Annotated in this window: 16 protein-coding genes and 1 other RNA gene; 2 read left to right on the top strand and 15 right to left on the bottom strand. The window is 38.0% G+C overall.

The genetic code is table 11. The features are described from left to right. Positions 1–14: 14 nt before the first annotated feature. An RNA gene (gene ffs / locus RBR61_RS01140) (signal recognition particle sRNA small type) lies at positions 15–112 on the bottom strand. Between the two features lie 44 nt (positions 113–156). Continuing rightward, positions 157–495, bottom strand: a complete 339-nt coding sequence (locus tag RBR61_RS01135) for an Hpt domain-containing protein (protein ID WP_320341681.1) — start codon at positions 493–495, stop codon at positions 157–159. A gap of 83 nt (positions 496–578) precedes the next feature. On the opposite strand from RBR61_RS01135, the gene RBR61_RS01130 reads away from it, so the two are divergent. Both RBR61_RS01130 and RBR61_RS01125 read left to right on the top strand, forming a co-directional pair. Continuing rightward, positions 579–1,112, top strand: coding sequence for a hypothetical protein (locus RBR61_RS01130; RefSeq protein ID WP_320341680.1), 534 nt, complete (start codon positions 579–581; stop codon positions 1,110–1,112). After that, positions 1,109–1,804: an SDR family NAD(P)-dependent oxidoreductase gene (locus tag RBR61_RS01125; RefSeq protein WP_320341679.1), complete on the top strand. Its 696-nt coding sequence runs from the start codon at positions 1,109–1,111 to the stop codon at positions 1,802–1,804. Before RBR61_RS01130 ends, RBR61_RS01125 begins: the two co-directional genes overlap by 4 nt. Here RBR61_RS01125 and RBR61_RS01120 read toward each other — a convergent pair. From RBR61_RS01120 to RBR61_RS01060, 13 genes are all read right to left on the bottom strand, one after another. Further along, positions 1,799–2,053, bottom strand: coding sequence for a hypothetical protein (locus RBR61_RS01120; RefSeq protein WP_320341678.1), 255 nt, complete (start codon positions 2,051–2,053; stop codon positions 1,799–1,801). The genes RBR61_RS01125 and RBR61_RS01120 overlap by 6 nt on opposite strands. Next, positions 2,040–2,414 carry a flagellar export chaperone FliS gene (gene fliS, locus RBR61_RS01115; protein ID WP_320341677.1) on the bottom strand — a complete coding sequence of 125 codons (375 nt, stop codon included), beginning with the start codon at positions 2,412–2,414 and terminating at the stop codon, positions 2,040–2,042. Before fliS ends, RBR61_RS01120 begins: the two co-directional genes overlap by 14 nt. A 95-nt stretch (positions 2,415–2,509) precedes the next feature. Then, positions 2,510–3,898 carry a flagellar filament capping protein FliD gene (gene fliD, locus RBR61_RS01110; RefSeq protein ID WP_320341676.1) on the bottom strand — a complete coding sequence of 463 codons (1,389 nt, stop codon included), beginning with the start codon at positions 3,896–3,898 and terminating at the stop codon, positions 2,510–2,512. A gap of 124 nt (positions 3,899–4,022) precedes the next feature. After that, complete coding sequence (locus RBR61_RS01105) at positions 4,023–4,787, bottom strand: cephalosporin hydroxylase family protein (RefSeq protein ID WP_320341675.1); 765 nt, start codon at positions 4,785–4,787, stop codon at positions 4,023–4,025. After that, positions 4,784–5,635, bottom strand: a complete 852-nt coding sequence (locus tag RBR61_RS01100; protein WP_320341674.1) for an NAD(P)-dependent oxidoreductase — start codon at positions 5,633–5,635, stop codon at positions 4,784–4,786. Before RBR61_RS01100 ends, RBR61_RS01105 begins: the two co-directional genes overlap by 4 nt. A 2-nt stretch (positions 5,636–5,637) precedes the next feature. Beyond that, on the bottom strand, positions 5,638–6,123 hold the full coding sequence (locus RBR61_RS01095; protein ID WP_320341673.1) for an acyltransferase: 486 nt from the start codon (positions 6,121–6,123) through the stop codon (positions 5,638–5,640). After that, positions 6,120–6,860: a TylF/MycF/NovP-related O-methyltransferase gene (locus RBR61_RS01090; RefSeq protein ID WP_320341672.1), complete on the bottom strand. Its 741-nt coding sequence runs from the start codon at positions 6,858–6,860 to the stop codon at positions 6,120–6,122. Before RBR61_RS01090 ends, RBR61_RS01095 begins: the two co-directional genes overlap by 4 nt. 13 nt (positions 6,861–6,873) lie before the next feature. Beyond that, positions 6,874–7,935, bottom strand: coding sequence for a class I SAM-dependent methyltransferase (locus RBR61_RS01085; RefSeq protein ID WP_320341671.1), 1,062 nt, complete (start codon positions 7,933–7,935; stop codon positions 6,874–6,876). A gap of 142 nt (positions 7,936–8,077) precedes the next feature. Then, the gene (rfbC, locus tag RBR61_RS01080) at positions 8,078–8,647 is read right to left on the bottom strand and encodes a dTDP-4-dehydrorhamnose 3,5-epimerase (protein ID WP_320341670.1); all 570 of its coding nucleotides are present in this window, start codon (positions 8,645–8,647) and stop codon (positions 8,078–8,080) included. Then, on the bottom strand, positions 8,632–9,729 hold the full coding sequence (gene rfbG, locus RBR61_RS01075; RefSeq protein ID WP_320341669.1) for a CDP-glucose 4,6-dehydratase: 1,098 nt from the start codon (positions 9,727–9,729) through the stop codon (positions 8,632–8,634). The genes rfbC and rfbG overlap by 16 nt, the downstream gene beginning before the upstream one ends. Then, positions 9,729–10,496 (bottom strand): glucose-1-phosphate cytidylyltransferase, encoded by a 768-nt coding sequence (rfbF, locus tag RBR61_RS01070; protein ID WP_320341668.1) that lies wholly within the window; start codon positions 10,494–10,496, stop codon positions 9,729–9,731. Before rfbF ends, rfbG begins: the two co-directional genes overlap by 1 nt. Beyond that, entirely contained in the window at positions 10,493–12,571 is a 2,079-nt protein-coding gene (locus tag RBR61_RS01065) for a tetratricopeptide repeat protein (protein WP_320341667.1), read from the bottom strand. The genes rfbF and RBR61_RS01065 overlap by 4 nt, the downstream gene beginning before the upstream one ends. Before the next feature lie 259 nt (positions 12,572–12,830). After that, complete coding sequence (locus RBR61_RS01060) at positions 12,831–14,300, bottom strand: flagellin (protein ID WP_320341666.1); 1,470 nt, start codon at positions 14,298–14,300, stop codon at positions 12,831–12,833. Between the last annotated feature and the right edge of the window lie 85 nt (positions 14,301–14,385).

Here is a 14,385-nt window from a genome sequence, read left to right as displayed (position 1 = left end):
TATCACCAGAAGACTTCCCTCCAGATACCTGCGGCACATAACACTCCAAGGCGTGCTGCTGTATTCCTACCCTGACACAGTACCTCAAAGCACCATTGCACAGGTCTAAAGAGAAGCGACGCAATTATAGCCAAAAAAGTTAAATTAAACAAAGGATCAAATAGATATCGTTCTTATGGCACTTTTGATGGCATCGAAATAGAGCTTATAATCAAACTCACTGTTTTGCTGGGCAGCTTCTTGCTCTATCTCTCTTGCCATCTCATAAATCTCATTAAATTTTATATTTCCCGCACTCCCCTTTATGGCATGTGCGTTTGATCTTATCTTGTCGTAATCCCCGCTCTGTATAGATTTTTCAAGAGTCTCTAGAATCGAGTCTGTCTCTTTTAAAAAACTCTCAACGATCATGGGAATATATCTGCTCTTCACTCCTATTAAGAGCGCCAGATTGTCATAGTCCAAATTTGAATAATCAACATTTAAAACAAGCATAACCAAATCCTTTCACCCTTTTATTATAAAAGCCTACATAGATAATTCTACCGTAAAAAACGGCATTTTTGATACAATACGCCATGCTATATATTGTAACAGCTCTAAAATCGGAAGCTCAGGCATTTGTTGAGAAATACAGCCTTACTAAAACAAGTTCTGATGGCTACACCATTTTTGAAAATGAGAACTTCAGAGTGATCGTTAGCGGAGTAGGCGTGGAGTCTGCAAAAAAAGCCGCCACATTTCTTTTAAAAAAGTTTTCTCACAGCAGCGAAGATAGGTTTATAAACGTAGGCATCTGCGGAGCAAATAAGAGTCATAAGATAGGTACTCTGCTCAATATCGGCTCAATTATATACAGAGGGGCAAGCCATACTCTCAACAGAAGCTCCCTGCACGCTATAACATGCGCTGATGAAGAGATATCCAAAGATCAATACGAGATAGTGGATATGGAGTCTTTCGGTTTTCATAAAGCTCTAAAAGAGAGGCAAAACCACTTCATCTTCAAGGTCGTCAGCGATCATTTTGAGCCCAACAAAGTTACAAAAGATGGTACTAAAAAATTGATATTTAATGTGATTGATGAGATTATCAAAGAGGTTGCAAGATGAGAAAAGTAGTGGTTACTGGGGCAAGCAGCGGCATAGGAAAAGAGATCGCAAGAAGATTACTGCTGCTGGGTTATGAGGTTATCGGGATCAGCAGAGGCATTAAAAAAGAGGATTTTGACTCCCAAAATTTTACGCCGCTTCAAGCAGACCTGGCAGATGAGAAATCAACACTTGCAACTTGCAAAAAACTATCAAACGAAGATATATATATGCTTGTAAACTGCGCCGGGTTCGGCAGGTTTGAACCTCATGAAGAGCTGGACAACAAAACTATCACCGACATGGTGTTTTTAAATCTTACCGCTCCGATGCTTCTGGCAAATGCCCTGCTTCGCAACTTGAAAAAAAACGGAGGATACCTTATAAACATAAACTCCATAGAAGCGCTCAGGTCAAGTAAATTCGCAGGGGTTTACGGCGCTACAAAAGCCGGGCTTAAAGCGTTTGGGGACTCTCTGTTTGAAGAGACCAGAAAGAGCTCTTTGAGCGTTACGAACATAAATCCAGATATGACGCACAGCAACTTTTACAATGATCTTCGATTCGAGACAAGCCAGCACGAAGATGAGAAGCTTCTCTCATCAGATATTGCAGATGCAGTTGAGCATATTCTTAGCATGAGAAAAGGTGCGGTTGTGAGTGAGTATACTATCAGAAGTCTGAATTTTGGGATATCTAAGAAAAAACTATGACTTTATGTCAAGTTTTTTTGATGTGGGGATGTCTGTAGAGCGCAGAAAATCAAGGTTTTTCTTTATCTGCTTCATTGAGGCTTTTGTCTCATCTTTGAGCCTCTCCATCAAAGAGGTCGCCTCTTTTAGGAGGTATATTGCCTCCTCAATCTCTTTTGGATCCTGAAGCTGCGGAACGTCATCCAACAGCTTTGCAAGTGCGTCAGGATTTTTCTCAACGATAGCTATTTTTAGCCTATTTAGCCACATTTGTGGTCTCTCTCCAAGCCTCTAGCAATCCTTTAAATACATTGCTAACCTCATCAATTTTTGACTCATCTTTCTTAAGGTTAGCCTCATTTAAAAGCTGTATCTCATAATTATAAAGCCCCTCCAGATATTGCGCAACCTGCCCGCCTTTCATATCTAAAACGGCAATAAGTTCAGTGATAACCGCGACAGAGCGGTTTATCCAATAAACCCTCTTCTCGATGTCACCATCTTTTATCGCCTTTTTTGCCTGAGCGTTAAAACGCAAAATCCCTTCGTACAACATCTCTATTAACTTTGCAGGAGACTCTATCCCGACATTGTTTTGTGCATAAATATTATGAGCTACATTACCGTACATTTCAAATCCTTTTGAATCATTTTCGTTCTTTTCATTCATATAAAGCAGATCGACTATTTCAAGATTTACTTTAGCGCCTCAGCCCTATTTTTAGGCTATTTTTGCGCCGCTTCAGAGTTTACCATGTTTGTAAACATTGTAGAGATACTGTTGAATTGGGTTATCATAGCATCATAAGCCGCAAACTGCTTTGCCATGATGTCATACTTAACATTAAGCCTCTCCATCGCTTTTGTTCTTTGCTCAGTCAAGCTCTCAAGTCTGCTATTAAGAAGATTCTCGTACTGATCTAACCCTGCATTATATTTTGTATATCTTGAGACACTCTCTTCCATCTGCACAAACGCGCCCTCAAGTGTAACCTCAGAACCATCACTTTTTGTAAATGTTCCGCCTGCAAAAAATGCCTGAACATTTGAAGGGTTTTCATCAAGCATGCTGTTTAGCTTTGAAGTATCAAGCTTTAAACTTCCGTCATCATTTACTTCAATGCCGTAGTCCTGAAGTCTTCCCACGCCTTCACCGACTTCGCCCAGCATATTTATTAGGTCTGACTTCATATTTTTAATAGTGCTCTCACCAGAAAATACACCCCTCTCTTCAACTTTTTCACTTGACTTCGTGTCTTGATTAAGCTGATAGAGTGCAGAGTTATATTTGCTTATAAAGTTCTCTACCTTTGATGCAATATTTTCTCTGTCTTGCTCAACCGAAATATTTGTGGTACCCGCTTCTTTAAGCGTAATAGTCACTCCCGAGAGCAGATCGCTCACAACATTACTGCTGCGGGTAATAGTCTGTCCATTGTACTTAAACTGAGCATCTACCGCATCTTGAACATTTGTCATTCCGGTTGTAAGTGCAGTGTTAAGAGTTGAGCCTCCAGTGCTATTGTCTGTTATTGATATATCCTGTCCTGTTCCGCTCTCTTTTGCATTTAAGAAAAGTCTGAAGTCGCCATCAGCAACTTGGACAATAGTCGCACTTACACTATCACCCGCTTCTTTGTTTATAAGATCTTTTAAACCCTCTAATGTTGTAGTTTCATCATATTCGATCGCAAATGTTTGGCTCCCGACCGCAAGTGTCAATGTTTCAGTTCCTGCACCGGTCGCAATAGTGGCATCTTTAGCTGCAAATGCCAACGGCGCACTCTGAACTATCTCTTTCGTCGCAAGGTTTAAAACCTCAATAGAGAAGTCCTGTATGTCGCTACTATCTGAAGCAGTTACCGTTGCTACATCCTCATTGCTGCTGCTTGTAGTTCTAGACTCAAAAACGCCATATTGCGTGAGAGTACCCAAACTTGACTCTACATTGTCCATATATGCCTCTATGATGTTAAAAGCATCCTGTTTTGCAGTTTCTGTCGCTTTTCTGGCATCGAGCGGATTGATGTACTGAGCCTTATCCGCTTCTTTAAGCTGATCTACAAGGTCTTGTGTAAGTATCCCGGCTCCTGCGCCTAATGAACTTATAGCCATGAAAAATCCTTTTTGAAATAACCTTACGTTATTAAATATCTTGTAGTCTATATCGACAATTACACGATTTAATTTAGCCTTATTTCTGATAAAAAATAGATTGAACCTGCTTTTCTAATTAGAGTTATACTGCACTGCCCTTTATTCTTTTCAAATACCCATCAGTAGCGACTGTGATTAAAATCTTATTTTCTATATTTTTATCAATTTCAAAGTCATCACACTCTTTGAGATACTCCCAAACTGCTGTTTTTGGATTATTGCCTTTATCCCAAGGTCTGTCATTAGAAAATTCACTTGGCATATCTTCTACAAGCGTATCAAAAACTATACAATAACTTCCAAGGCTAACCAAAGGTGAATATGCTCTTAACTCCGCTAATACATGTTCATGAGTATGATTGCTATCTAAACATACAAGTATCTTTCTACCTTGTTTGGCAAACTCATGTACTCTTGCTATCATCTCTTCATCTATGCTTGAGCCTTGATACATAGTGATTTTTTTACTCATCGGATGCGTTTGTATTGCTTTTTTATTGTGTTCCCTGATATCTATATCGATTCCAAGGACTTTTCCGTCTTCTATCTCCCCGCAAGCCTCTAGAAGCGTGAGCATAGAAGCGCTAAAGATAAGTGAACCGCCATGAGCGATACCAGTTTCTATAATCATATCTGGCTTTACTTTCCAGATAATCTCCTGCAGAGCAATCATATCTTGTGGACTTTGAATAATCGGTCTCCCCAGCCAAGAAAAGTTATAAACATACTGTTTCATCATACTTTCTTGTAGCCATTGAGCAGCCAAACTCTTCAACTCTTCATCGTTGCCATTTCTTTCAACTCTCTCTTCTCTATCTTTTTCAAACTGTTCTATCGCATCCATCATTTTTCCCCTTGTAAAATTGTATTTTTCAATCCGTCTTCAAAACCATATTTAAAATCAACAGAAAATTCTTTTCGTATTTTATTATTAGATATATTTGAATAGATAGGTTTTATTGTTTCATCACTCTCTATATTTAAATCTAAAATTTTTGAAATTTCATCCAGTGAATAACTCTTTCCGTAGGCCAAATTATATACATCTGTACTTTTTATATTTAACATAACATTTACAATATTTTGTACAGCATCATCTATATGAATATAATCTTTTGTTGAGTATCTATTTTGCCCAACACTTAAATTATCAAGAAATTCTCTCTTGTATCTAACTATCTTTTTGATTAAGGTCGCATCATCTAAAGAGTTAAACTTCCCGTAGACATTTGATAGTCTCAAGATCGCTATTTTATAATTTACTTTTCTTGCATAATTAAACAATAAGCTTTCTGCTAATTTTTTGCTTCCATCGTATATATAGTCCAAGCTCAAATTATTATAACAACTATATGAATCTTCGTCAAAAATTACACTATTTTCATCACAAGAGCCATAAACTCGACTAGAACTAATGTAAATATAACTATATTTTATTTTTGCATTTTCTAAAATATAACTATTTAAACCGATATTTGACTCTACTGTCTCTATCAATTGATCTCTAAAATTTCCACTATTTCCTGAAGTATTTATAAGATGGTCAAACTCCTCTTTTTTAAGAATATCTATATTTTTTCTGGTTATCGCCACAGTTTTCACATTGAGTCTTTTTAAATACTCTAATATATTGGAGCCTATATAGCCTATTCCTAAAATAGCTACTTTTCTATTTTTCAATTGAGACAAATTCATTATTATCTATAGCCAATTTTTCTACAAGGAGTGCCATAATTTATAGAATACTCTTCAATTTCACTATTTACAAGAGAATTAGCTCCAATGATAGCTCCGTGCCTAATTATCGCTCCATCAAGAATAACAACATTTGCACCGATCCAAACATCATCTTCAATTATAATCCCGCCTTTTGATTGCTTAAAGCCTTGTTCTCTAATTGGTTTATTTCTATTTCCAAATTCATGATTGGTCGGGGTAATTGAACAGTTAGGACCAATAAGAACATTATCGCCTATTGTTATGCCATTTCCTGAATATAAAACTGTTCCGGAATTTATATATACATTAGAGCCTATCTCAATGTTGCCCATTCCACCTGTAAATTTAATTTTTACAAACGAATCTACCATGGAATCTGCACCGATAATCAGCATTGAACCCTTTTTAGATATTTCAATGTCGCATAATGATGATATTTTAGCGGTTGAATCTATCCGATTCATTTAAAGATTATTCCTTGTCCAGTAGGAAGTTCAAGAACTTCATAGCCTCTTTTTGCAAGCCAAGGATCTTCAGCGAGCTTTTGTTCTCTGTAGCCTAGCCAACCATAATCATCCAAAATTAGTATACCACCTGGAGAGAGCCTATCAAATAAAATCTCAAGTGCTCCTATCTCTGCGGCAGCATTATTTAAATCAATATGCAAAAGAGAAACTTTTTGTGGTGAAACTTCGTGAAGAACGTTAGGCACATGGCCTTTTGTTACGATTACATTGGAAAGATCTGCAAAACGATTTTTTACTTGCTCAAAAAGTGTTGCGCTGTGCTCTGGCATTGCATGATGCATCATAGACTCGTCATGTTCAAAAAGATCATAAAGATAATAACTTTTTTCTTGTTTAGCAAAATCTACATAGTCGCTAACGATCCTTGCCGTAGTTCCTTTATAGCATGCACACTCTACAAAGTCACCAGGTATATTCCTAGAAATAACACTTTTTGCTGCCCATGCAACGACATATATTCTCCAGAGTATCGCTTTTTCTACTTCGGTAGTTACATGCTTGTTATAAGCATCCATAAAAGGTTTATTATTTAAAAAACTTAAATTTTTACTGAATGTAAAAAGATTGTCTCCTATATAAATACCTTGTTGAGGCGTATTATCTATTGCTTGCTGCATTGCCTCGAAAAAACCAGGGTTTTTAACTCCCCAAAACATTGATGATAGATGATTCATTTCTTTTTTCCTTTTATTTAATAACTTCTAATTTTGGCACTGCAACCACAAACTTACAATCCCACTCTTTCACATATCTTAGTTGCTCTATCACTTCATCTTTTATATTCCAAGGAAGTATTAAAACATACTCTGGCTTTGTTTCGCTTATTTTTTCTTCACTCACTACTGGAATATGACTCGCAGGTAGATATTTACCTTGCTTGTGAGGCGACTTATCTACGACAAACTCTATAAGGTCATTTTTTACCCCTGCGTAGTTTAGAAGTGTATTTCCTTTTGCGGCAGCTCCGTATGCTACTACTTTTTTATTCTCTTTTTTTGCTTCAAGCAAAAAAGCCAGCAAGTCGTACTTTACCCTGTTTGCTTTTTCTTGAAATCCTTTATAAATATCCATATCAATTAAACCAAAAGCTTTTTCTTCTTTTAAAAGATACTCGACACTTTGAGACACTTCTATATTGTTTTCTTGATGGGTTGCATAGATTCTTAAACTTCCTCCATGAGTTGAAAGTTTTTCTACATCGTAAAGCTTTAGTCCTTGTGCTTCAAAAATTTGTTTAACCGTATAAAAAGATAGATATGAAAAATGCTCATGATAAATAGTGTCAAACTGATTTTCTTCTATAAGCTTAAGTAGATGTGGAAACTCCATGGTAATAGTTCCATTTTCTTTTAAAGCTATTTTGAGACCTTTTACAAAGTCATTGATATCCGGAACGTGTGCTAAAACATTGTTTCCAAGAATCAAATCTGATTTTACTAAAGTTTGAGCCAAAGAACTTCCAAAAAAATCATCTATAACATCAATCTCTTTTTCTCGTGCAACATCTGCCGTGCTCTTTGTTGGCTCTATTCCAATACAGGGTATATTTTTTTCTTTAAAATATTGAAGCAGATAGCCGTCATTTGATGCTATTTCAGTAACTTGTGAGTTTTTATCCAGTGAGAGTCTCTTTGTTATCATCTCTACATAGTTCTTAGCATGTGCAAGCCAACTTGTAGAGTATGAACTAAAGTAAGCATAATCTTTATCGAAAATATCATCTGATTTTTTATACTCATCTATTTGCACAAGTTTACACTTTTGGCATACATAAATTTTCAGAGGGTAAAAAACTTCCGGTTCATCAAGCTGCTCTTTGGTCAAATATGAATTTGAAGCAGGAGAGTTGACTAAATCTACAAAAATATCATTGAGTTCTGTTTTGCAAAATCTACAGTTCATTTACTTCTACTCCTTCAAATTCATCGGTTAAATATGGGTGAGTTTCATCTCTTGCAGAAAGATTGATTATATTTAACGGCCACTTTATATTTAAGAGCGGGTCATCTATATTTAGCGCCCCCTCATTTGACGGGGTATAGACAGTGCTATGCAGATAAAGCAGCTCTGTATTATCTTTTAGCGTTTGAAAACCGTGGGCAAAACCTTTTGGAATATAGATCATCTTTTGATTTTGTTCTGTTAGTTCCACCGAAAAGTGCTGTAAAAAAGTCGGTGAATCTTTTCTTATATCTACTACGACATCCAAAACAGCTCCTTTGATACACTTTACCATCTTGATCTCCGCATATGGCTCATACTGAAAATGTAATCCTCTTACAGTTCCCTTCTCTTTGGTTAGAGAGTGATTTATCTGTTTGATATTAAATTTAAAGATATCTTTTAACTCATCTTCACAAAAGAGTCTGCCAAAAGCACCTCTCTCATCTTCAAAAAGATTAGGCTCAATTATGTATAATCCGCTAAACTCCGTAGGAATTATGCTTAGTTTTTTGTCCAAATAAGTCCCTTTTTTGCAGCATCTCTGATGTACTCGTCTAAATCGTCATTTGTCAAAATTTTTTGCTCTTCATAAAATGCTCTGTACCATTTAACAGTTTTTTCAAATGTTGTATCACTATCCCAAACATCTCTCCATTTAAGCAATACATGGGCTTTTGAACACTCTAGCTTCAAAAAATTAGCTTCATGCAGTTGATTTGGGTCACTCTTTATCTCGTACTCTATTTTATCCCAATGTTTTTTTACATTTTTTACCACTTCTTCTACGGTAATACTTCCTTCATCACTTGGTCCAAAATTCCAAGCTTCCCCAAACTCTACCTTTTCTTCAAGTAGTTTTTGCCCAATATGAAGATATCCGCTAAGCGGCTCAAGCACATGCTGCCATGGTCTGGTTGCTTTTGGATTTCGTATGCTTACTTTTTTAGCTGACGAAACAGAGAGCATGATGTCTGTTATAAGCCTGTCTTTTGCCCAGTCACCACCGCCTATAACATTTCCGGCTCTGCAAGATGCAAGGAGAGTAGTATGAGTTTTTTTATACTCTTTTGGATTAAAATATGAGCTTCTATAAGAGTTTGCAAGCAGATCGGCACACCCTTTGGATGAACTATACGGGTCATATCCTCCTAGTGGATCATTTTCTCTATATCCCCAGATCCATTCTCTGTTTTCGTAAGCTTTATCGCTTGTGATGTTGACTATAGCTTTAACATCTGCTTTTTTGCATGCTTCAAATACTTTTAGAGTTCCTATCACATTAGTTTCATATGTCTCTATTGGATTTTCATAGGAGAGTCTTACAAGCGACTGTGCGGCAAGATGAAAAACTATATCTGGTTTATATGTTTCAAATGTTTGATTTAATTTGTCTAAATCTCTTATGTCTCCAATAATAGAAATAATATCAAGATTTAAAAGGTCTATATGATTTGGATTTGTAGGAGCTTCGAGTGAATATCCTACAACTTTTGCTCCCATTTTCTTTAGCCAATATACAAGCCAAGAACCTTTAAAACCACTGTGCCCTGTTACTAGTACTGTTTTATCTTTGTAAATTCCGCCAAACAAAGACTTCATTACCAAGTTTTCCACGGAGCTTTCCCGCTGTTCCAAAGTTCGTTTAAGTACACTTTATCTCGTAACGTATCCATGCACTGCCAAAATCCATTGTGTTTATATGCACCAAGCTCTCCGTTTTTTGCAAGTGTTTGAAGGGGGTATTGCTCAAAAGTAGTAGAATCCGACTCGATCAGATCTAAAACTTCCGGTTCGCACACCATAAAACCACCGTTTATCCAGTTGCCATCACCGGCCGGTTTTTCTACAAATTCACGAATTAAATTTGAGTTAATATCCAGTGCACCGAACCTTCCGGCCGGTTGAATCGCTGTCATAGTCACTTTTGTTTTATTCTTTTTATGAAACGCTACAAGCTCTTTAATATTTACACTGCTAACGCCATCGCCATAAGTAAGCAAAAAAGTCTCATCTCCTATGAACTCTTTTGCTCTTTTAATTCTTCCGCCCGTCATACTATCAAGTCCGGTATCGAGCAGTGTTACCTTCCAAGGTTCACTAGCGTTGTTGTGTACTTCCATCTTTCCGTTTGCTATATCAAAAGTAACATCACTTTGGTGCAAATAATAGTTGGCAAAATACTCTTTAATGTAGTAACCTTTATAACCCAGAAGTATGATGAAGTCGTTAAATCCGTAATGACTATAAATTTTCATAATATGCCACAATATTGGCTTTCCACCGATCTCGACCATAGGTTTTGGACGAATATCTGTCTCTTCAGCAAGTCTAGTCCCATAACCTCCTGCTAAAATAACTGCTTTCATTTTTGCTCCTCGCACCAGAGTGTAAACATCTTTTGGTACGCTTCCTCGACTTTTCGGGCAAATCCAGCACCATCCATCAGCTTGCTCTGACGCATCTCATCTCGCAGTCCGGCACGTAGTTGTGAGAGTGCTGGAATATCACCGGAAATGGCCACCAGCTTCTCAATGTACTCCTCTTCACTGTTTGCTATCCACTCATCTCTTCCCAAACCATGCAGTATTGAACTGCCCAATCTCCCTACGCTTGGTCTGCCTAAAAGCGTGACATAAGGTATCCCCATATAAAGGGTTTCAAAGAGGGTTGTTCCTGAGTTGTGCGGAAAACAGTCTACACCGATATCAATACTACGCAAAACATCCCAAGGAGGAGAGCGGTACCCGATCTCCAACCGCTCTTTATCGATTTCATGCTCTCTAAAACGCTCCGCCAACTTCTCTTGCATGGCAGATGTTTGGTAATCTTTGCTGTTAATAATCAGTTTAGAATCTGGAACTCGTTTTAAAAGTTCTGCCCAAGCTTTTATGGTTCGATGGTTCACACGAATAGATCTTGTCAACGTTCCAAATGTAACATAACCTTTTTCAAGCGCAGGAAGCGGATTAACTTCTCCCATCCCAGCCGCAGGAGAGTACACAAAAGAAGGTTGATCCATTCTCCAAGGCTTTTCGGCGAAAAGGTGTTCACTCCCCAACGGAACACTGACCTCATCAGTTAAATAGTAATCAATCGCGCTTACGCCGGTAGTATAGCCGTATCCAAGCCATGACAAAGAGACAGGAGCGGGCTTTCGTGCGAACACCTCTAGACGGTTGCCGGCTGTCTGACCTGAGAGATCCACAAGAATATCGATTTCATCTTCTCTGATCTTCTCAGCCAAAGCGTCATTACTCATACCTGCTGTAGGAATCCAGTGGTCACAATAACTCTTATATTTTTGACTCATTTCATCCTCTTTGGTAAGCTCTGCATATGCATAAACTTCAACTGCCGTATGATTATGATTGGCTAAGAGCGGTTCAAGAAAAAAACGAACCGAATGGAGATTAAAATCACCGGAGACATACCCGACTTTCAGTCTTCGATTTGAATTTTTAACATTGTTATGTGTTTTGTGATATTTAGAGAATGGAAGTACAAAACGTTTGTTGTACTCTTTATAAGCCTCATATATCTCCTCGGGACTCTTATCTGGATGATAGTTCAATGAAAACAGAAGATTGCTAAACGCTCCTTCAAAGTCGGACTCCAACTCCAAAGCCTTGTTGAAATATCCATCCGCCTCGATAAACATCCCCTGATTACTAAGTGCAAAACCGATGTTGTTGTGGACCTTGTAAGTATCTGATTTTATAGAGAGAGCCTTTTCGTAAGCTGCAATTCCGCCTGCAAAATCACCCTGCTTTTGAAGTACCGTTCCAAGATTATTATGTGCCTCTAGGTAATCCGGCTTCATATCGATGGCTCTGCTATATGCTATAGCAGCTGCCTTTAGCATACCCAAAAGCTGAAAAGCAACTCCTATATTGTATGGGATTTCATGATCCTCAGGAAGTAGTTTGAGTGCTGTTTTGTTGATGCATAGTGATTCTATATACTGCTCTTTATCAATCAGAGTTATCCCAAGCGTCTTCCATGCCATACCGACTTTTGGATATTTTTTTATCATTTCTCGAGAGATTTTTTCGGCTTCTTTATGGTTCCCTTTATTATGCAGTTTTGACCATTTACCCAACTCTTTTTGAATCAGTTTTATGGAAGTTTGAGAAGATATTTTTGATGAGGCAGAGATATTTTTTTCATGTGCTTCAATAATTTTATATGCATCTATATATCCGAGATAATAGGCCTCTACTAAAGGACGATTATTGATGGCCGTCTCAAAAAAAGGAATAGACTCTTTGGCATACCCCATATCCAAAGCCAAAATACCAAAATTATAGTTAGCATCAGGATGATTTGGAGAGGCTTGCAGTATTGCTCTGTATAGTTTTTCGGCATCAGAAAAATTCCTCTTCTGATGATGCTCAATTGCAAGAGATAGAACTTCATTTATCGCTGCCTCATTGTAACTCATAGGTTTTAATACCGCTCCTCAAATATGACGAATAAATTTATTTTAGCTATTTAAATGTTAATGAGAGCTTTTGTGAGTTTATTGTTGTTAGCAAAAAGTTAAAGAGTAAATGAAAGAGAGTTTAAAAAGAAAAATTGAAGAACGAAGCAAGCAAATAAACCTGCTTGCTTCGTAAGATAAGAAGAATTAAAACTACTGAAGCAGTCTCAATACGTTTTCTAAAGAAATGTGCTCGTAGCCAAAGGCTACTTAATTTAGATTACTGAAGTAATCTAAGCACATTTTGTTGAACAGCATTTGCTTGACTCATAGCGTAAGCGCCAGACTGAGCAAGAATGTTGTGTTTTGCAAATTTAGCAGACTCTGCAGCAAAGTCAACATCACGGATCTGGCTCTCTGCCGCCGTAACGTTTACCTGAGTTACAGAGATGTTTCTGATAGTTGACTCTAACTGATTCTGAGTAGAACCGATGTTAGAACGAATTCTATCAAGCTGTGCTAAAGCATGGTCAGCTTTTTTTATTGTAAGCTGCGCAGCATCGTATGTCGTAACATCAGATGAAGATATCGCATTTCCTACTGAATAAGTAGTAGCCGTAAAACCACCAGCTGCCTCTGCACCACCACCGATAGTGATCGCATTGTCAGATTCAAGCTCTATAGTACCGCGAGAAACCACAGCTAGAGCAGCAGCAGCAGCACCGTTTAACTCAACAGTACTACCAGCACCAAACATCTTTGCAGTATCAGCTGCAGCAGCCACTGTTGTACCAGCTGCAGTAGTTGAAAGCGTGACATTGTTTCCATCAGCAGATGTTAACTGAAGTTTACCACCATCAACGATAGTAGCAGTAACACCGGTCTCGTTTGAGATACGGTTAAATGCAGCAGCCAATGTTCCAGAAGAGTCATTTGCAGAGAAAGTAACCTCACCCAAATCTACACCGTTTACAAATACGCTTCCAGCTGTTATAGTTCCACCTGCAACACCTGCTCCACCAACAAGTTCAGTGTTTGCATCTGCAGTAACACCTGTTGTGCTTGAGATACTGTTTATAATCTCAGCTTTTTGTCTAGCTGAATCCGCAGTCTGAGCAAGAGCATTGATGTTAGTATCAGTACCTGCAACAGATGCCGTAGTAGCAACACCGTTTACAGTAAAGTCAGCAGCACCAAAAGCATCAGACGTAACAGCTGTACCCTCTTTAAGTGCGAACTGACCAAGAGTTGCAGTACGAGTACTATCTATAGATACACCAACAGTTTCATTCGCATATGCGCCAACTTGGAAGTTTTTATCCATAAACGAACCATCAAGAAGAGCCTGACCATTAAACTGAGTTGTTTTTGCTATCGAATCTGCAGCTTCTAAAAGCTTGCTAATATCTCTCTGGATCGCCATACGAGAATCAGCATTTTGACCATCAGACGCAGCCTGAATAGCTTTGGTTCTTACAGTGTTGATGATATTTGTATATTCATCAAGCGCACCGTCAGCAGTTTGAGTAACACCGATACCGTCATTAGCATTGCTAATAGCTTGTCCAAGACCAGAAGCCTGAGCTTTTAGTGAGTTTGCAATAGCAAGACCAGAAGCATCGTCAGCAGAAGTGTTGATACGAAGACCTGAACTTAAAGACTTAAGACTTTTATCAAGTCCAACATTGTTCATTGTAGCATTTCTGTGTGCGTCCATCGCACCGATGTTTGTGTTAATTCTAAATCCCATAATAAATCCTTTTCGGGTAGAGCCTTACGCCCCAGTTAAATTTTTATCTCGGCTTCCTTGCCTTGATGTTAACTAGATCGACAGC

The sequence above is a fragment of the Sulfurimonas sp. genome, from assembly GCF_034005705.1.
Classification (GTDB): Bacteria; Campylobacterota; Campylobacteria; order Campylobacterales; family Sulfurimonadaceae; genus Sulfurimonas.
This window is presented reverse-complemented; position numbering and strand designations above follow the sequence as displayed.